Origin of the sequence: Pontibacter sp. MBLB2868 (genome assembly GCF_051904785.1) — a bacterium.
Taxonomy (GTDB): Bacteria; Bacteroidota; Bacteroidia; order Cytophagales; family Hymenobacteraceae; genus Pontibacter.
Genome location: NZ_CP196710.1, coordinates 4,237,403 through 4,256,641, shown reverse-complemented (window position 1 = coordinate 4,256,641; position 19,239 = coordinate 4,237,403). Strand labels below are relative to the sequence as shown.

Annotated in this window: 17 protein-coding genes; 8 read left to right on the top strand and 9 right to left on the bottom strand. The window is 47.8% G+C overall.

The annotated features are described in order from the left end of the window. Positions 1-61: 61 nt before the first annotated feature. Positions 62-1,261: a homogentisate 1,2-dioxygenase gene (locus ACSX1A_RS18175; RefSeq protein ID WP_439881059.1), complete on the bottom strand. Its 1,200-nt coding sequence runs from the start codon at positions 1,259-1,261 to the stop codon at positions 62-64. 77 nt (positions 1,262-1,338) lie between these two features. Then, on the bottom strand, positions 1,339-2,991 hold the full coding sequence (locus ACSX1A_RS18170; RefSeq protein WP_439883569.1) for a S41 family peptidase: 1,653 nt from the start codon (positions 2,989-2,991) through the stop codon (positions 1,339-1,341). A gap of 273 nt (positions 2,992-3,264) precedes the next feature. On the opposite strand from ACSX1A_RS18170, the gene ACSX1A_RS18165 reads away from it, so the two are divergent. The 6 genes from ACSX1A_RS18165 to def all read left to right on the top strand — a co-directional run bounded on the left by ACSX1A_RS18165 (position 3,265) and on the right by def (position 10,446). Then, entirely contained in the window at positions 3,265-4,371 is a 1,107-nt protein-coding gene (locus ACSX1A_RS18165; protein WP_439881058.1) for a DUF4856 domain-containing protein, read from the top strand. A 91-nt stretch (positions 4,372-4,462) separates the two neighbouring features. Beyond that, a complete protein-coding gene (locus ACSX1A_RS18160) occupies positions 4,463-5,575 on the top strand; it encodes an imelysin family protein (RefSeq protein ID WP_439881057.1) in 1,113 nt (370 codons plus the stop codon). A gap of 21 nt (positions 5,576-5,596) precedes the next feature. Next, positions 5,597-6,970 carry an HTTM domain-containing protein gene (locus ACSX1A_RS18155; RefSeq protein WP_439881056.1) on the top strand — a complete coding sequence of 458 codons (1,374 nt, stop codon included), beginning with the start codon at positions 5,597-5,599 and terminating at the stop codon, positions 6,968-6,970. A 6-nt stretch (positions 6,971-6,976) separates the two neighbouring features. Next, the gene (locus tag ACSX1A_RS18150; RefSeq protein ID WP_439881055.1) at positions 6,977-9,391 is read left to right on the top strand and encodes a TonB-dependent receptor domain-containing protein; all 2,415 of its coding nucleotides are present in this window, start codon (positions 6,977-6,979) and stop codon (positions 9,389-9,391) included. 72 nt (positions 9,392-9,463) lie between these two features. Next, complete coding sequence (gene ruvX / locus ACSX1A_RS18145; protein ID WP_439881054.1) at positions 9,464-9,880, top strand: Holliday junction resolvase RuvX; 417 nt, start codon at positions 9,464-9,466, stop codon at positions 9,878-9,880. Then, the gene (gene def, locus ACSX1A_RS18140) at positions 9,877-10,446 is read left to right on the top strand and encodes a peptide deformylase (protein WP_439881053.1); all 570 of its coding nucleotides are present in this window, start codon (positions 9,877-9,879) and stop codon (positions 10,444-10,446) included. Before ruvX ends, def begins: the two co-directional genes overlap by 4 nt. A gap of 66 nt (positions 10,447-10,512) precedes the next feature. Here def and ACSX1A_RS18135 read toward each other — a convergent pair whose 3' ends face one another. Next, positions 10,513-10,944: a VOC family protein gene (locus ACSX1A_RS18135; protein ID WP_439881052.1), complete on the bottom strand. Its 432-nt coding sequence runs from the start codon at positions 10,942-10,944 to the stop codon at positions 10,513-10,515. An 81-nt stretch (positions 10,945-11,025) separates the two neighbouring features. Next, a complete protein-coding gene (gene lepB, locus ACSX1A_RS18130) occupies positions 11,026-12,111 on the bottom strand; it encodes a signal peptidase I (RefSeq protein WP_439881051.1) in 1,086 nt (361 codons plus the stop codon). A 233-nt stretch (positions 12,112-12,344) separates the two neighbouring features. On the opposite strand from lepB, the gene ACSX1A_RS18125 reads away from it, so the two are divergent. Then, a complete protein-coding gene (locus tag ACSX1A_RS18125; protein WP_439881050.1) occupies positions 12,345-12,965 on the top strand; it encodes a putative quinol monooxygenase in 621 nt (206 codons plus the stop codon). Between the two features lie 110 nt (positions 12,966-13,075). On the opposite strand, the gene ACSX1A_RS18120 is transcribed toward ACSX1A_RS18125, so the two are convergent. The 3 genes from ACSX1A_RS18120 to ACSX1A_RS18110 form a co-directional block, all read right to left on the bottom strand. After that, the gene (locus tag ACSX1A_RS18120) at positions 13,076-14,338 is read right to left on the bottom strand and encodes an APC family permease (protein WP_439881049.1); all 1,263 of its coding nucleotides are present in this window, start codon (positions 14,336-14,338) and stop codon (positions 13,076-13,078) included. 147 nt (positions 14,339-14,485) lie between these two features. Continuing rightward, positions 14,486-14,848, bottom strand: a complete 363-nt coding sequence (locus tag ACSX1A_RS18115) for a histidine kinase (protein WP_439881048.1) — start codon at positions 14,846-14,848, stop codon at positions 14,486-14,488. Between the two features lie 46 nt (positions 14,849-14,894). Then, positions 14,895-16,136: a PAS domain-containing protein gene (locus ACSX1A_RS18110; protein WP_439881047.1), complete on the bottom strand. Its 1,242-nt coding sequence runs from the start codon at positions 16,134-16,136 to the stop codon at positions 14,895-14,897. Positions 16,137-16,336: 200 nt separating this feature from the next. On the opposite strand from ACSX1A_RS18110, the gene ACSX1A_RS18105 reads away from it, so the two are divergent. Next, entirely contained in the window at positions 16,337-17,311 is a 975-nt protein-coding gene (locus ACSX1A_RS18105) for a zinc dependent phospholipase C family protein (RefSeq protein WP_439881046.1), read from the top strand. A 10-nt stretch (positions 17,312-17,321) separates the two neighbouring features. Here ACSX1A_RS18105 and ACSX1A_RS18100 read toward each other — a convergent pair whose 3' ends face one another. Both ACSX1A_RS18100 and ACSX1A_RS18095 read right to left on the bottom strand, forming a co-directional pair. Continuing rightward, a complete protein-coding gene (locus tag ACSX1A_RS18100; RefSeq protein ID WP_439881045.1) occupies positions 17,322-18,299 on the bottom strand; it encodes a GNAT family N-acetyltransferase in 978 nt (325 codons plus the stop codon). Continuing rightward, positions 18,296-19,225 (bottom strand): ion channel, encoded by a 930-nt coding sequence (locus tag ACSX1A_RS18095; RefSeq protein WP_439881044.1) that lies wholly within the window; start codon positions 19,223-19,225, stop codon positions 18,296-18,298. The genes ACSX1A_RS18100 and ACSX1A_RS18095 overlap by 4 nt, the downstream gene beginning before the upstream one ends. Positions 19,226-19,239: the final 14 nt, after the last annotated feature.

Here is a 19,239-nt window from a genome sequence, read left to right as displayed (position 1 = left end):
TGCGGCAGGGTAAGTAATTGTAACTACTTTTCCTGCCGCAATTTACAGAATAATAATTGTATTAATCAAACATATCGCCTTTACGAACCTTGTCATTTCCATTTTCGTTCCAGCTCATCGGGTAATTCTTATCCATTAATGCTACAGCCTCTTCTGTAAGGTGTAGCGGCTTAAAGGTATCGATCATAACCGCGTACTCATGCGTTTCTTTTTTACCGATACTCGCCTCTACCGTACCAGGGTGCGGACCATGCGGAATACCTCCCGGGTGCACTGTAAATGAGGCCCTGTCAACACCTTTACGACTCATGAAATCACCTTCCACGTAATACAGTACTTCATCTGAGTCTACGTTGGAGTGGTTATAAGGCGCAGGTATGGATAAGGGGTGATAATCAAAAAGGCGCGGCACAAAAGAGCAGATCACAAAGTTGTGAGCCTCAAATGTCTGGTGCACCGGAGGTGGCTGGTGTATGCGCCCTGTTATCGGTTCAAAATCATAAATAGAGAATGCATACGGGTAGAAGTATCCGTCCCAGCCCACAGCATCATAAGGACTGAAGTCGTAGTAGAACTGGTGCAGTTCTCCCTCTTTTTTCACTAGCACCAGGTGTTCTCCACGCTCTGTTTCAGTGATCAGTTCTACTGGCGGACGGATGTCGCGCTCGCAAAAGGGCGAATGCTCCAGCAGCTGGCCGAAATGGTTCCGGTAGCGGCGCGGCGTTTCTATGGGGCTAAACGACTCTATGATCAATAACCGTACATCCCCCTCATCAAAGCGGAACTTATGAATTACTGTGCGTGGAATGACCAGGTAATCACCTGGCTTAAACGGGATGCGCCCCATCTGCGTGATCAGATCGCCGGTGCCATCGTGTACAAACACCACCTCGTCTGCCTGTCCGTTTTTATAAGAGTAATCCATTTCACGTTCTGATGGATTACAGATACAAATGGCCACATCGCTGTTAAACATCATCGTTTTGCGGGCATCCAGGTAATCAGTGCCTGTTGTTTTTTCCTGCAGGGTGCGCAGGTGGTGCGGAGCCAGTTTTACACCCTCTGCCTTTTTTGGGGCGAACGGTTTAGACTCACCAATGCGGCTGATCTGTGTGGGAGGGTTAATATGGTACAGCAACGACGATACGCCACTGAAACCTAAAGTGCCCACCAGCTGCTCAGCATACAGGCTGCCGTCCGGCTGCCGAAACTGGGTATGTCTTTTATGAGGAATCTCTCCTAACTTATAGTAATAAGCCATGCCTTATGCTCTAGTTTTTGAATCAGGTTTGTTTACTTACCCTTGCGCAGGCAATTTACACAAGAAATTTAAATGCCCTATGCACCTCCCTTTGCCAGGCGTTGTGCACTGCCAAACTGCTTAAGGGCCTCCTGGAACTCCTCATCCGATTCGTGCAGCACCGGGAAGAAACCCTTATTGCCATAGATGCTACGGGCTATAAAGGCTTTCAGATTATTCCGGAGTAAGTTCTTGGAGCGTTTGAATTCTGCCTCCTTATACTCGACTCCTGCTTTTGTTGCCATCTGCACAACATCCTGAAGCATTTTGTCCGATACCTCAAAATTCTTCCTGAACTTATCGAACGGCATTTTCTCCAATGTCTTGCGGTTATCTCGATAGTAGTTTAAAGTATATTCCCGGATGATGTTATTGTTATAGAGCTGCGTGAGGTAAGAAGAGAACTCCATGGTATCGCGTGGCACGAAAACATCCGGCATAATCCCCCCACCCCCATAAACCGGGCGCCCTTTCAGGGTTTTATACTTTAACGAATCAACAAAAAGGCTGCTGTCCGGATGAAAATACTCCCCGCTTTCGAAACGGTGCAGCATATCCTTCTGGTATTCCTCAGCATCGCCGTTATAAGGCTTTTGAATAGAGCGGCCGCTTGGAGTATAGTAACGGGAGATGGTAAGGCGCAATTCGGATCCGTCGTTCAACGGAATAGGCATTTGCACTAAACCCTTGCCAAAAGAGCGACGCCCAACGATCAGTGCCCTGTCGTTATCCTGGAGTGCACCTGCCACAATTTCTGAGGCAGAGGCGCTGCCTTCGTCCAGCAACACCACCAACGGGCCACTTTCAAATTCGCCTTTGGTTTGAGCAAATGTTTTAGAATCATACTTATCACCCTTTCCGTCGGTATACACGATCATCTTATTACCGGATATGAACTCATCTGCCATCCGTATTGCGTGATCCATATATCCTCCGGGGTTGCCCCGCAGGTCGAGCACAAGTTGCTGCATGCCTTTCTTGTGCAACTCAGTCAGTGCTTCTTTAAATTCTTCGAATGTGGTAGCAGAAAAGCGGCTGACTTTAATATAACCAGTCTTGTTATCCACCATATAGCTTACATCTACCGAATAGGTCGGGATCTTGCTGCGCTGAATCTTAAAATCGAGAAGTTTCTTATTGCCTTTGCGCAAGATACCGAGCTTAACAGTAGAGCCTTTAGGGCCCCGCAAGCGCTTAAACACACCTTCGTTTGTAATGCCTGTACCTGCTACAGTTTCCCCATCTACTTTGATGATCTTGTCGCCGGCCTGTAAGCCTGCAGCCTCCGAAGGGCCTCCACTTAAAGGAGTAACAACATAAATGGTATCCTTAAAAATATTGAACTCAATCCCGATGCCCTCAAAGTCCCCTTCCAGGTATGAGCGGGCCATCTCCATTTCGTCGGCGGGTATATATGCGGTATGCGGATCCAGCTTTTCCAGCATTTTTGATATGGCATAATCCGATAGCTCTTCAATATCAACCGTGTCAACATATTCACGATCTATATAGCTGAGAATGTCCCTGAATTTAAGGTAACTTTTGGCTGTACCCTGCGGGTTATTCGTGGATGGCGAAAATGTAGTTGCACCAATCAGTACCCCCACCGTCAGGGCCAATGCAATAAACAATGGCAACCTTATTTGAAATGAAGAGTTGCGGATTTTATTCCGATCTTCTCCATGCTCCATCTTATCCATATCTTATCTAAATCTAGTACCCTGCTATCTTCCCCGGACTTTGGGTAACAGGAGCAACAATTTAACAAATTCTTCAGTGGGGTTAATCATCTATACAAGTAGAAATTGCTAAGGTTGCGGCCGTAGGCCACCTTTCCACCCCTTTTAACCTATAACACCAGCTTATTTAAAATAATTTTAAATAAGGCTTGCCTAATATTCCGATGTCCCTTAGCTTTGCATCACTATTTAAAATAAGTCTAAATAAAAACAACTATACACGTTATGACGCTTTCAGCACTAAAACACAAAGCTTTAGCCCTTGTTGGTTTAGCCGCATGTATTACTTTTTCATCATGCTCTGAAGATAAAGACGATACTCCGTCTTACGACGTACCTGCTACTTATAACTTCGCTAATGTTAATTACTCTGGTCAGGAGACACGTATTGCCATGCTGGATGAACTTGGCAACTACATAAAGACAGGAAACAACGGCGTTGTGCTGAATGCGCAGAAGATGAAAAACATGTATGCCAATGCAAATGCTCCGTTTGCAAGTGCTAGCCTGAATGAGGCTACTTCTAAACAGCTGAAGAACAAAACTATCGAAACGGCTCAGGCCACTTTCGAGAATATGTTCGATAAGGTAGCAGCTGCCAGTCAGTCAGCAGGTGCACCAGCCACCAACGGCACAGCAGGCATACTTACCTCTGCTGATGGTACAAGAACTTACCTGGTTGACGCGAATGGCCTGGAGTATGGCCAGGTGATTTCTAAAGGCCTGATGGGTGGTGTATTTTACTTTCAGGCAGTAGAAGGATACCTGACAACAGAAAAGATAGGCCCCGCTGTAGATAATACAACCATAACACCTGGCGAGGGCACCACCATGGAGCACCATTGGGATGAGGCGTTCGGTTATTTCGGAGCACCAAAAGATTTCCCAACAAATCTTAACAACCTGAAATATTGGGCCAACTACAGCAACCAGGTAAATGCAGCGCTGGGCAGCAACAAAGTTATCATGGATGCCTTCCTGAAAGGCCGTGCCGCCATCTCGGCTAAAGACATGGCTGGTAAAGATGCAGCCGCTGCTACTATCAGAACAGAATGGGAGCGTTTAATAGCTGCCTCTGCCATACATGAACTGAACGAAGCAAAAGAAAGTGTAGCAGATCAGGCTAAAAAGAGCCACTATTTATCAGAGGCTATTGGCTTTGTAATGGGCCTGCAGTTCAAAACTGACCGCAAGCTTTCTGCTGCAAAGTATAACGAGTTCCTGGCAAAGATCGGCACTAACCTTTACAATACTACCGGAACTGATATTGCAGCTGCCATTGATATTTTAAGTAGCGCCTATAATATGGATGCTATAAAAGGCCAGCTGTAAAAGCTGATAAAATAAGTGTTTTAAATTAGAGAGCAGCAGCTGCGATAGTCAAATGTCCAGCTGCTGCCTTTCGCGTTAAAAAAAGTACTGGATGAAAGCGTTTAGAAATTACTCATTAGCTATACTGGCCGGGGTATCCCTGCTGAGCAGCTGTGGCTCTGATAACGACTCTGGCCCTAACACCGATTACGACCGCCAGACCATGCTGACCAACTATGCCGAGAACCTGATCGTGCCGGCATATCAGAAATTTAAAACTGAAACGGCTGAAATGGCCACTGCTGTTACCGCTTTTACTGCAAACCCAAGTACTACCACATTGGCAACCGTACGCAAAGAGTACCTGGACGCCTATAAAGCATGGCAGCAGGTAAGTGTGTATGAATTCGGCCCAGCCGATGAGCAAATGCTGCGCAGCAACCTAAACATTTTCCCGACTACCACTAGCCAGATCGAGAGCAACATCTCGTCCGGCTCATACGATTTTCAGGCAACTGCAAATATGTCTGCGAAGGGTTTTCCGGCTTTGGATTACCTGCTTTACACAAAAGCCTCCGATGCCGAGGTGGTAGCACTTTATACTACTGCTCCGAATGCAGCAAACCGCAAAAAGTACCTCCAGGATATTGCCAACCTGGTAAGTCAGCGCGCTGATGCAACTTACACTGGCTGGACAACCGGCAACTATACAAAAACATTTAAGGAAGCTGCCGGAACAGCCGTGGGTAGTGCTGTGGGTAACCTCGTAAATGAGTTGAACTCTGATATTGATGTTACTAAAGGTGCAAAGGTGGGTATTCCGAGCGGCCGTTTTGCAGGGGGAAGCCCCTTTCCGGAAAAGGTAGAGGCTTACTATAGCCAATCATCGCTGGAACTGCTAAAACAAGCGATCCTTGCCGAGAAGGCGGCGTTTATGGGCTTGTCTGCCTCCGGAGCCAACGGCCCGGGCTTAGATGATTACTTGGACCATGTGAATGCCCAATATAACGGAGTTGCATTGTCAGAGGCCATTGAGGCACAGTTTGACGCTGCACTGGCCGCTGTCGATGCCGTACAAGGTCCGCTATCAGCGGCTGTAAACACGCAGCCACAAGCCGTGGCGAAGGTTTATGATGAGCTTCAGAAGCTTATCGTGCTTACCAAAACCGACATGCCCGCTGCGCTGGGTGTAACGATTACCTACTCCGATAACGACGGCGATTAATAATTAATCACGCAGCACATCATGCTCCAGAAGCTGAAGCCATACTTAACCGCTCCTGTCTCCGCAGCACCGCTGGCGGTGTTCCGGGTTATTTTCGGTGGCATGATGCTGGCTAGCATTTTACGCTTTATGCTGAAAGGCTGGGTAAGGGAGCTCTATGTGCTACCTAAAGTATACTTCCCGTACTATGGCTTTGAGTGGGTGCAGCCGTTGGGCGAAGCAGGCATGTATGCGCTCTTCAGCCTGATGGCGCTCTCGGCCCTGGGCATTATGCTGGGGCTGTTCTACCGCTGGTCGGCAGTCCTGTTCTTTCTAAGCTTTACCTATGTAGAGCTGATCGACAAGACCAATTACCTAAACCACTATTATTTTGTAAGTGTAGTCGCCTTCCTGATGCTACTGGTGCCGGCGCAGCGCCATTTCTCGCTGGACGTACTGCGGAAGCCGGATACCTGGGTAAGCCACGTACCACGCTGGACGGTATTGATCTTTCAGCTGCAACTGGGGCTGGTATACTTTTATGCAGGTGTAGCCAAGCTTAACCCTGACTGGTTGCTGGAGGCGATGCCGCTGCGGTATTGGCTACCGGCACACACGCACCTGCCGCTCATCGGCCCCCTGCTAGATAAAGTATGGGTAGCCTACCTCTTCTGCTGGTTCGGAGCCTTTTATGATCTTACCATTCCATTTTTCCTGAGCTGGCGAAAAAGTCGTCTGCTGGCTTATGCAACTGTAGTGGTTTTCCATGTGCTCACGGCTGTGCTGTTCCAGATCGGCATGTTCCCCTACATTATGATGGTGAGCACGTTAATCTTCTTTTCAGAGCAGTTCCACGAGCGTGTTATTTCCTGGTTCAGAAGTACTGCGGGAGCTCGTTTGCCAACTTTCACGAAGCAGGCAAATGTTTCGGCACAGCCCATACTCCTTAACCTGCTGGCACTGCATTTTATACTCCAGGTGCTGGTGCCCTGGCGTTTTATACTTTATCCCGATAAGCTTTTCTGGACCGAGCAGGGATATCGGTTCTCGTGGCGCGTGATGCTGATGGAGAAAACAGGCACTGCTTTCTTTTATATTCGTGACCCGCGCTCCGGAGGAGAAACAGAGATCAATAACCGCGCCTACCTGACGGTAAACCAGGAGAAGCAGGTAGCGACACAACCAGACATGTTGTTGCAGTTTGCACATATCCTCCGGGAAGATTTTAAAAGTAAAGGCATTCCGGATCCGGAGGTACGTGCAGAGGTTTATGTAAGTATGAATGGCCGTGGCAGCAGGCTTTTAATAGATCCGGGTGTTAACCTGGCCAACGAAGAAGACAGCTTCCTGCCAAAAAGCTGGATATTACCTTTTGATGAACAAACACTGCAGCAGGATGCTGTAGGGCAGAAATAAGAACAGATGCATCGCTGTATACTCACTATCATACTTTCCTTTTGCAGCCTGCACATCGTGCTGGCACAGACATTTTCTATCTCTGGCAAAATAACAAATGCAACCTCGGGGCAACCTGTACCACAGGCTGAGGTGTTGCTTGTTAACTCAGGCAGCTTACATCAGGCCGATGTGAAAGGGCTCTACCAGATCAGCAACCTGACGCCAGGCACCTATACCCTCACCGCCTATAGCGTAGGCTTAGGCTCTGCCACGCAGCAAGTAACCATCAGCAATGCTAATGTAGTACTTGACTTTAGCCTGAAGCCACTGGAAGGAAAGCTAAAAGAGGTGAACGTGAAGGGAGAGCGTGAGAAAACTTTTGGCATCACCAGGCTAAATTCCGTAGAGGGTGCTGCTATTTATGAAGGCAAGAAAAGTGAAGTGGTAGTGCTGAGCGACATCACCGCTAATAAAGCTACCAACAACAGCCGCCAGGTATTCGCCAAAGTGGCCGGCCTGAACATCTGGGAAAGCGATGGCGCAGGTCTGCAACTCGGCATCGGAGGCCGTGGCCTGAGCCCGAACCGCACTTCTAATTTTAACACACGCCAGAACGGCTACGATATTTCGGCTGATGCCCTTGGATACCCTGAAAGCTACTACACCCCTCCTACTGAGGCTTTAGATAGAATTGAGGTAGTACGGGGAGCGGCTTCCCTGCAGTACGGCACACAGTTTGGTGGCATGATCAACTTCGTGATGAAGGAAGGTCCGGAAGACAAGCCTTTTGAACTGACTACACGCCAGACAGCGGGTTCCTGGGGTTTGTTCAACTCCTTTAACAGCATTGGCGGTAGCAAAGGTAAAATGCACTACTATGGCTTTTACCAGTATAAGCGGGGCGATGGCTGGCGCGATAACTCCGGCTTTGATGCACACACTGCTTTTGGTTCACTGCACTATAAACCAACTGACAAGCTGGAAATAGGCTTTAATTATACTTACATGGATTACCTGGCACAGCAGCCGGGCGGCTTAACAGATGTGGCTTTCAATGCAGATCCACGCCAGTCGGTGCGTGACCGGAACTGGTTTAAAGTAAACTGGAACCTGATGGCCCTGACACTGGATTACCGCTTCAGTGAACGCACCAAACTCAATATCCGCAATTTTGGTTTGCTGGCGCAACGCGATGCCTTGGGGTATATGGGTAAGATCAACCGCCCAGACGACCTTACTCAGCCCCGCACCCTGCTGCAGGACCAGTTCAGAAACATAGGTAACGAAACCAGATTGATACACCGCTACGACCTGGGCAACTCCTTTTCTACACTGCTTGTGGGTACCCGCTACTACCGTGGCTTTACTGACCAGAAACAGGGAGATGGCTCCGTCGCAGCAGATGCAGATTTCCATTTTTATTCTGAAACGGGTGCTCCTAACTCATCAAGCTATGATTATCTGAGCCGCAACATAGCCTTGTTTGCCGAGAACATTTTTAACATCACTCCTACACTTAGCCTTACACCGGGTGTGCGCTATGAGTGGATCAATACCAACGCAGACGGCAGCTATCGTAATGTTAAAGCTGACCAGGCAGGCAATATTATCTGGGATGAGGTGGTGCCGGAAGAACGTGAAAGCTCACGGAACGTGTTGCTCCTGGGCCTGGGACTAAGCTATAAGCCAAGTTTACAGATGGAGGTTTATGCCAACTTCTCACAGAATTACCGCGCCATCAACTTTAACGATATGCGCGTGATCAACCCAAACCAGACCGTAGACCAGAACCTGAGCGATGAGTCCGGGTACAGCACAGATATCGGTTTCAGAGGCAACATAAGCGGTTTACTTAACTACGATGCCAGCATTTTTTACCTGGCTTATAAAGACCGCATCAACTTTTTTACCCCGCCTGGCACATTGCAACGCATTCGTACCAATGTAGGAGACTCGCATAACTATGGGCTTGAAACCTTTATAGAAGCGGACCTGCTCAAGCTATACTTTGGCGCAGATCACCCAACCAGCCTTTCGGCATTCTCTAATGTTACTTTAGTAAACACTAAATACAGCAGCCCTTTGAGCGACATCAACGGTAAGGAAGTAGAGTTGGCACCATCGGTTATCGCCAAAGCTGGTCTGTCGTTCAAGCGTAAAAGCTTTAAGCTGGCCTACCAGTACGCTTACACTGCAGCGCAATACACCGATGCTCCTAATTCGTTGTCAGAGCCAACCGCTGTGGTAGGCCAGATTCCTGCATATTGGGTAATGGACCTTTCCGGCAGCTATACTTATAAGCGCTTCACACTGGAATCGGGCATCAATAACCTAACGGACAACCACTATTTTACCCGCCGCGCCACTGGCTATCCGGGGCCGGGCATTATCCCTTCGGATGCACGCAATTATTATGTAACGCTTCAGTTTCAGCTGTAAGGCTTGACTGTGGAAGAAGCTATTATCAACCAACAATTAAAATTCCTACCTTTGTAGTGCAATGCAAATACAATGGGCAGGATAGTAGCAATAGATTACGGTACGAAGCGCGTGGGGCTGGCAGCAACAGATGTGCTGCAGATAATCGCGAACCCTTTAGAAACCGTTCATGCCAAAGATGTGTTAGCATACCTGAAGGACTATGTGCAACGTGAACCCGTAGAGGCATTTGTGCTGGGTATGCCGCGCCGCCTGTCAGGGGAGGATACCCAGGCAACGCAGCATGTGGTGGGTTTCCATCGTACCCTGCAAAAGGCATTCCCCGGTATTCCGGTGCACTTAGTGGATGAGCGCTTTACCTCTAAAATGGCACAGGCTGCCATGCTGGCCGGTGGACTAAAAAAGAAAGACCGCCAGGATAAAGCCACTGTTGACCGGGTGAGCGCAGCCATCATTTTACAATCGTATTTAGAAAGCAGAACTATATGATTTACCCGATTACCGCGTACGGCGATCCAGTTTTAAAAGAAGAAGCGCAGGACATTCCGCAGGACTACCCGAACCTGCAGGAACTGATCGATGATATGTTTGCCACCATGTACCATGCCCACGGCGTTGGTCTGGCAGCTCCGCAAATCAGCAAGAGCATCCGGCTGTTTGTTATTGATTCCGAACCAATGATGGATGAGGGCGATGAAGGCAAGGGTGTGAAGAAAGCATTTATCAACCCGGAGATCATCGACGAAACCGGTGAAGAGTGGGGTTTTGAGGAAGGCTGCCTAAGTATACCTGGTGTACGTGAAGTAGTTTATCGCCCGGAGCGCATCGTTATCCGATACTTTGATGAAGAGTGGAATGAGCATGAAGATACCTACGATGGCATGACTGCCCGTGTGATCCAGCACGAGTACGACCACATTGAAGGTATACTTTTCACGGACCACCTGAACGGGCTGAAAAAGCGCCTGATCAAGAATAAGCTAAACAAGATATCTAAAGGCGAAGTAGATGCCGATTATAAAATGAAATTCCCGGCTCTGGCAAAGAAGCGCTAAGCCTTATCTTATTTCTTTAAAGTTAAAAAGGCCTGCTACAGAGTGTAGCAGGCCTTTTTAACTTTATTAGTGTTTCTGTTCGTAATCGAAGTTAACCATCCACTGAATATCATATTTATCAGTGAACATACCGAACAAGGCTCCCCAAAAGGTCTTATTTAACGGCATCGTTACTTTGCCTCCCTCCGAAAGTCCATTGAACAGTTTAGTTGCCTCTTCTTCGCTTTCAGCATTGATCGAGATTGAAAAGTTGTTCCCGATTACTGTTGCATGACCAAACGCCTCCGAAGAGTCGCTTCCCATCAGAACAGTCTCTTTGCTGATAGGTAAAGAAATGTGCATTATTTTATTTCCTTCAGCTTCAGGGATTGGTGTTTCGGAAGGCATATCTTTAAAACGACCTACATAAGGAAAGTCGCCGCCAAAAACAGATCTGTAAAAGTTGAAAGCCTCTTCGCAGTTGCCTTTAAAGGTTAGGTACGGAGAAATTGTTGCCATAATTTGTATAGGATGATAAGTTTAAATTGAGACTTACAAGTTAGTACTTCTAAGCACAGGTTCAAGGCCTCTCCTGCATTATCACTCAATTACACTGAATAACCTGTTCCAGCGCACCTTGTCAAACAAGCCTGCCTCCGGGTCAACAGACATCCATACAAAAACCGCCTTCCCTACCATATGGTCTTCAGGCACAAAACCCCAGTAGCGGGAGTCCAGTGAATTATGGCGGTTATCCCCCATCATAAAATAGTAGTCTTGTTTAAAAGTATATTTGTTAACCTCTTTACCATCAATAAACAACTTGCCGTCGTGCACTGCCGCATTTTCGTTGTGCTCATAAGCAAGTATAAGCCGTTTGTAAAGCGGAAGTGTTTTTGCATTAATAGCAACAGTTGCTCCTTGCTTAGGAATGTACAGCGGGCCGTAGTTGTCCCGGTTCCATTTATACACTGTCGGGGCCTGCGGAAAAACATCTGCCTCCGCTACTCCGGGTTCATGCTTGCTTAATGCTACCTCATTTATAAACTCCAGTGCTGCCAGTTGCTTCGCTTTTGCCGGTGACGTAAAAACAACATAGCCCCCTTGTGCACCATAGGCTTCTGTAATATCGCGCTGCTTAAAAAAATCATTATTCAGCACCCTGTCCGTTGAAACGAAATATTCAAATTGCCTCTCCCTCGGGTTCTCGGCTACTTTGCCGTTGATGTATACTTGTCCTTCCCGGATCTTAAGCGTATCTCCTGCCAAGCCTACGCAACGCTTGATATAATATGTCTTCAGGTCAGTCGGGTGATTATCTTCAGCAGGATAGTGAAACACCACCGCATCGTTGTGTTTTACCTCTGAAAAACCGGGAAAACGAAAAGAAGGAAGCCGAATAGCATCGGAATAAGAAGCTATATCAGTACCCCAGATGGTTTGGTGTGTAAGTGGCAACTGCAGCGGGGTACTTGGCGTGCGCGGCCCGTAATGAAGCTTACTCACAAACAGGTAATCGCCTACCAGCAACGACTTCTCCATAGAAGATGTCGGGATGGCGTAGGCCTCAAAAGTTGCCCATCGGATAATAGTAGCTGCCACCACTGCGAACATAACAGCATCACCCCACTCACGGGCAACGCTCTTCTTTTTTACAGCTTCTTTCTTCCAGAATTTTAGTTTCATAGTAAGTATAGCTTTCTAACTATATGATAACTGATTTCAGCACTAAAAAATTATACTTCAGCAGGGCTAAATATTATACACCTATACTTCAAGCTAAGTCTGAAATATCAACCTTTACCTTTAGCGCCTGTTTTCATCCATAACTAATTAAGAAGCATGCCGTTTACAAAACCGATACCTAAATACCCCCTGCAGGCGGGAAGAATTGTATAACACATCAAAAGAGATTAGCTATGGTAAGTAAAGGTTTACTGGTTAGACTTGAAGTAAAGTCAGGTAAGGATGCCGAAGTGGAAACATTTTTCCGGTCAGCCCTCCCAATGATTCAGCAGGAGGTAAATACAATTGCCTGGTTTGCTATCCGATTCGGGAAATCAGAGTATGGCATCTTTGATGTGTTTGAAACGGAAGAAGCACGGGAAGAGCATTTGCAAGGCTCGGTGGCAAAAATACTCACGCAGCAGATCAACACATTGTTTTCAGAACCTCCAAAAATTCAGCGGCTGGATGTTTTTGCAAGAAAGCTCCCTACTACCGTAACCCCACAACCAGACACCAAAGCTGTCTTGCTGACCTTTAAGGCAAAGGAGGGGCACAACCAGGAAGTAGAACGGTTCTTAGCCGAGGCAGAGGCACTGGCACGAAACGAACCTGACACAACAGCCTGGTTTGCCATAAAGCTAGACAACAACGAGTATGGCATTTTTGATGTGTTCCCGGATAACGGCGGCAGGTTCAAACACTTAACCGGCCAAATACCAAGAGAACTGGCAAAGCATGCCCTGTCGCTGCTGGGTAGTATGCCGGATATGGAACTCCCGACGGTACTCCAAGAAAAGCTGCCTATACATTAACTCACCGGCAACACTGCCTGCCGGAGCAATTAATGTTTTTGTGTTGTTGTCTTCCTCTAAGAGACGTTAATTGAGCAAAGCCACAGCAGGAATAGGTAATGGTACCCGGCTCAACGGTTCATCTTTTTTAAGATGTAAGGTCGCCCTACTACCGCTATCAGGATGAGTGCCACAATAACAGCCAGCGGTATCGGCTTTGTCTGCACTTGCTTGTAAGCCGATAACACGATGGCAATCATACATCCGAAAGTGCCGGCAAGGCAAACTAACCTATACTTTACTTTTTGCTGGTAAGCTATAAAGTTAACAGTCCCGAATGTGATCAGAAAGATCAGGCTGGCTGCATCAACCAAGGTGCCCAGCGAACCGACAGCAGCCAGTGCTGCGGCAAGCCCTGCAATGATCATAATGGCGTAATAAGGGATGTGCGACTTATTCTCTTTGGCTAATGACGGAGGCAGGTCTTTCTTTTTGGCAACTGTTTCCATGAGCCTGCCCGTGGAGAACAGTGTGGCATTAATGGCTGAGCCCGTAGAAAAGGCGGCTGCAATTGTAACCAGCACCAAGCCTGCAGTGCCCAGAGCCTGCTTACCGGCAACTGACAAGGCGACTTCTTTTTGCGCTACAATTGTTCCTGCACCCACCAACATAGCAGCACCCAAAGCAACTAGAATATAAATAAAGATAACCGCGATCACTGCTGAAATGGTAGCCTTGGGCAAGGTCTTCTTCGGATTGTTAATGTCATCATAATCATACGACAGCAGCTGAAAGCCCTCGTAGGCCATAAAGATAGTAGCTGCCCCAATGATCGCCGTATACCAGGGTTTTTCTGAAACACCTGCCGATAACTGCTCCGGGCTCCACTGCACTATCCCGAACAATGCCAGGCCCAGGAGCACGAACAGCTTTCCCCAAACAGTAATGATCTCTACCTTAGAAGCATCTCCCACTCCTCTGAGGTTAACAAAAGTAAGCGCAGCAATGATGGAAAATGCAAGCACCCTCGGCAACCAGTTTCCCATGTTAAACACATGGGCTACATAGTGGCCAAAAGTAAATGCGTAAACTGAAATGGTCAGGATATAACCTAAGATCAGCACCCAGGATAAACTGCCTGCTAAACCTTCGTGGTTGATGTCATTCAGAAAGGTAAAAGCCCCGCCGCTTTGCTCGTACTTAAGAGATAGTTGGCTGTAACTATGCGCAGAGATCAAAGCAATGAGTCCGGCAATGGTAAAACTTAGCCAGGCCCACTGGCCAGCAGTTTCGATCACCACACCCAGCACAGAAAAAATACCTCCTCCCACCATGCCACCCACAGCCATAGACCAGGTGGCATTAAAACTCATCGCCTCAGACTTTTTGCTCATGCCATTGTTTTTTCAGAATCAGATTACTTCACGCTTCAGCTTAATAAGTGTGAATACCCGTGATCCATCAAAACAGTTGTAATAGCAGGTGCCCCAGAATAAGTGTTGCTGTATGAATGTTTGATTTTAAAAACGTGTAACTGGCCGCTACAACTCCCCATGTGCTGATGCCTTCTCCTCCAACTTACCTAAGAGCTCCAGGAACTTGCCAGACCGTTCTTCTAGTTGCTGTAGCCCTGCCATGGCCTGCTCAATATGTCCGTTCTTGTAAAGGCGAAACAATTGGTCGGCAGTAGAATCCAAGTCCTGTTGCACCCGTGCAAGCTCCTGCATCTCAGATATGCTGCCATACCTGCTTCTGCCTATCAAGCTGAACCATGCATTCACTGGCCCGCTACGTGAGAAAAAAGTCTCATCTTTTTCCCCTCCGTAGAGCACAGACCGCACCTTTGACTTAAACAGGATATGTTTAATCCGAAGTTGCTGGAAATCTACCTGGGCTTGGTTCATTATCTAATTAAGGGGGGCTTAATAACTTAGCTTTTGATGATAGGGATTAGGCATTCTTATTTTCGGACATACCAGTTAAGTCATACCCGCAGACCATAATGCCATTAATCTGCTGCTGCTCATCATAAATTGCTTGGTAGATAAAGGTGAGGTGCATCTCCTCTAGTTCTCCTGTGTTAAAGCGGTCTAGCTTAACGGGTATACCTTCAGCCACAAACTCTTTTCCCGTGGTATACACTTCATCCAAAGTTTTCAGAAAGCCCTGCTCAATTATCTCCGGCAGCACTTCCGCAACGGTTTTACCAAGTAACTCCTTTTGCGGCAGCAGTTGCTTATACTTATCATTTACTAACTCAAAGCGATGCTCAGGCCCCTTCAGGATACAGAAGAAAACAGGAGCTTTCATAATTAAACGTTCCAGTGTGCGGCGCTCTGCCTCAGCCTTGCTATAGGCCTGCTGCACCTGGTCTGCTAACACTGACATGTGCTCATTACTTTCCAGCAACTCCTCCGCCAGCTGTTTGGCATCCTGGATATCCGAAGAGCTACCCACCCACAGGATCACATTGCCATCTTTATCCTTTAGCGGGAGGCCTTTAGTAAGGAACCACCTGTACATACCATACTTATTCCGGATACGCACCTCTAACTGGTACTCTTCCCCTTTGGGGATCATCTCACCCATTTTCCGCTTTACAACAGGCAGATCATCCGGGTGAATAACATGCTCCCATCCCGCATCCCGCAGCGCCTCTTCCACTGGCAGACCTGTATAGTCTGTCCAGCGCTTGTTCAGGTACGTAACATTACCCTCAGCATCCAGCATGAATATCAGCTGCGGAACGGCATCTGTCAGGAACTTAAATTTCTCCTCGGTGATTGCCTGCGCCATTCTTGCCCTCTCCCTTTCTGTTACATCGTGCGTATTCTGAATAACATACTTCACATTGCCTTTTTCATCCAAAACCGGCGTATGGGAAGCTTCCCAGTAACGTTCACTGAAGCCTCCTCCCTCTTCTGCCGGCTTTGCTATATCGTAGCGAATCACATCCAGGTAATCTACCTGCTTTGTTTGGATGGCTTTGTCTATGGATATCTTCACCGGGTTTTCTTCGTAAGGCACCTCTTCGTTCGGGAAAGCCTCCAGCAGGAATATCAAGCCGATTATATCTTCACGTTTACGGCCGGTTGTTTTCAGGTAAGCGTTTGTTGCTGCCAGTATTTTATGCTCCGGTGATATGATGACGATGTTTTCCGGTACATTATTGAAGAAATCAAGGGTATCCATCCGAGTAGTTATAGCTTATTAAAAATGGAGACAATGGTATACAAAGATAACGATATACGAAGGTTTTACAATTTCATTTCCCTCTCCTTATGAATTTCTAACCCTGCGCTTATACCTCCTTTAGCCGACCTGTTTTAGGAATGCTCTTCCTAATAAAGCCTTGATATAATCACCGGCTTTCAAAACACGTACACCGCTGTATGGCTAAATCGCGCAGCGTTGTACTCTTTCTGATCTTCCTTCTGCTTCCATTCTGCGGATACAGCTGGGGCTTCTTTGCGCATCAGCGCATTAACAGGCTGGCTGTGTTTGCCTTGCCTCCCGAGATGGTGGGATTCTATAAAAAGCACATCCGCTACATCACCGAGAATGCTGTTAACCCGGACAAGCGCCGCTATGCCGTAGCCAACGAGGCCCCGCGTCATTACATCGATCTGGACGTGTACGGCGACAGCGCGTTGTATAAACTGCCCCGGTTCTGGCAGCAGGCGGTAGAGCAGTATACTGAAGATACACTGATGGCTTATGGCATCGTGCCCTGGCATATCAACTTTATGAAGTATCAGCTCACGCAGGCCTTTAAAGAACGGAACCTGGATAAAATCCTGCGCCTTAGCACCGAGATCGGCCATTATATAGCAGATGCCTGCGTGCCGCTACACACTACCCAGAACTACAACGGACAGCTAACCGGCCAGCGCGGCATACACGCCTTCTGGGAAACCCGGCTGCCGGAGCTCTTCTCCGATCACTATGATTTCTTTGTTGGCCAGGCGCAGTACCTGGAGCACCCACAGCTAAAGGCATGGCAACTGGTAACGGATTCTCATCTGGGTCTCGACTCAGTTTTATACTTTGAGCGAGAGCTAACCCTGGGGTTTGACGAGGAAAAGAAGTATGGCTTTGAGGTGCGAAACAACTTGACCACCCGTGTCTATTCACGTGACTTCTCGCAGGCTTATAGCAACAGGTTAAGGGGACAGGTGGAGCGGCAGATGCGCACAGCCATTCTTGCCACGGCCAGTTACTGGTACACCGCCTGGGTAGATGCGGGCCAGCCTAACCTGGGCACTCTTTCCAGCACATTGTCGCCGGAAGAATTGCACCGCCTTGAGATGGAAAAGAAAGCGTACGAAACAGGACCGCATAAACCACGCGAGGAAGGTGATCTGTAAGAGCCCGAATTTACTTGCCTTTCAACCTCTGTACCAGCCTCATCCTAACCTCCCGCACCAGCTTTATACTTTGGGGTAAGTGGTTATACTTTAACACAGGTATAGGCATGGCCTCAGCGCCAAAACTTCTGTAGAAATTTACTATGTCCGGCTCAGATTCATCGGGGCTTTCAAAATCAAGTATAAACTCTTGGTTAGAGTACTCCCTGATCACATGGTCCAGCATAAGTGTCCGGCCATTCTGTTTTCGCCCGTGCCCAGCTGCAGCATTAAAGATATACACGATCCTGTTTCGCCATATTATAAAAAGGCAGCCTGCATTCTTTCGTTCTTGCTGATCAAGTGTATAGTAGAGCCTTGCAAGCCCTCTTGTTTTAAGCGCTGCATACAGCTCCCGAAGCTGAGCGTAAGCTTCTTCCGAAACGCCACCATAGATCCGGCCAGCAGTTTCTGTTCTGAAAAAGGTTATCAGTGGCTCCATATCTTCGCTTTCTATAATCCGCAGCCCTGCCTTCTGTGCCCTCTTCAGGTTTTGCTTTCTGTCGCGGGTATAACGCTGCTGCAACTGCTCGTAGGGTTTGTTCAGATGCAGGTAAAGTGTAAAAGTATGCTCCTGCTGTGGTGCTGCCGGCAACTTATTGCTGGTGTTAAACTGGTAGCCCGTAACGTAGCGAAACCGATGCTCCAGCTCCTTTATAAAACTGTTATATACGGCTTCTGCTATACTTCCGTTGATGCTGTAAACGCCTAACTGCTGGCAGAACAGGGGCTGCTGTATATAGCGTACACCTAGTTTCTTGAGCCACGGCACAGGCATCACTATCCTATACTTTCCTTCCTCATCTAACTGCACCACTGCCTCCCAAGCCGGCGACACCACATCCAGGTACCACGACAAAGCATACACTTGCCCCTCCGGCGACTGCGTGATCAATGCATCCCATTGGATTTTATCTATTGCATGATGCTGGAGGTAAGCAATGCTCATGTAGCTGGCTCCCCCTCTACTTGCTCCGTTTCATGCAGCTTAAGTAGGTTAAATACTACCTCCCCGGATTCATCTGTATCGTATGCTCTCTTAAACCGGGCGCCCCAGAGTAATTCATCGTAGCGGTAAGAAAACCGGGAATTGATGTGATGCCCGAATGCTTCGTCGTAGCCTTTGATCAGTACGAGCACCTCGGCCCGCTGCTCTCTCAGCTGCGCTGGTGTTACGTTGTAGAGCGGACTATCCTTATCGATCCGGTGCTCAATCGTCCAGCTAAGCGGGAAGAAATGCTGTGAGGCCTGCTCCAGTTTCAGGTGATAGTAGTTGCGCTCATACGTTACGTCCTGCACCATCAGTAGCACCTTCGCCTCCATCTCCATCAGCATGTTGTTCCGCTTATTAGCTAGCCGGAACTGTAGAACATGGCCACCATCAACGGGGGTTATCAATGCGTTGTTGCTATACAGGATACGTACATTAGGCTTAGAGAAACGGCTGAACACTACTCCGGTAATGATCGCAAAGCCGACCCAACCAAGAAGCGACTCCAGCGTCACGATAAAGTTCATAGCCATCCCATGCGGCGATAGCACTCCATACCCTACTGTGGTAAAAGTCTGGACACTAAAAAAGAACGCGTTCAGGAAGGGAGGAAGGTTCGGATCTGCCCCATGCAGGTTTTCAACTCCGCACAATAAGTACAGCACCCCGAATACAAGATTGATCAGGAGGTAAAACCCAAGTATGAACAAGGCAAGTCGTTCCAAAGAAACGTTGCTCAGGTACTGGTATATATCATAAAGCCGTGGTTCGATGCCGCGCTTTACAATATTGAACGTTCCATTCTTGTTTAGCAGCCGTTTGTTCAGGCTGCTAAACTCTTCCCCTAAACCGGGGTCTATTTTTCGCCTCCACATCTTTTTCATAGGCTTTTTCAGGT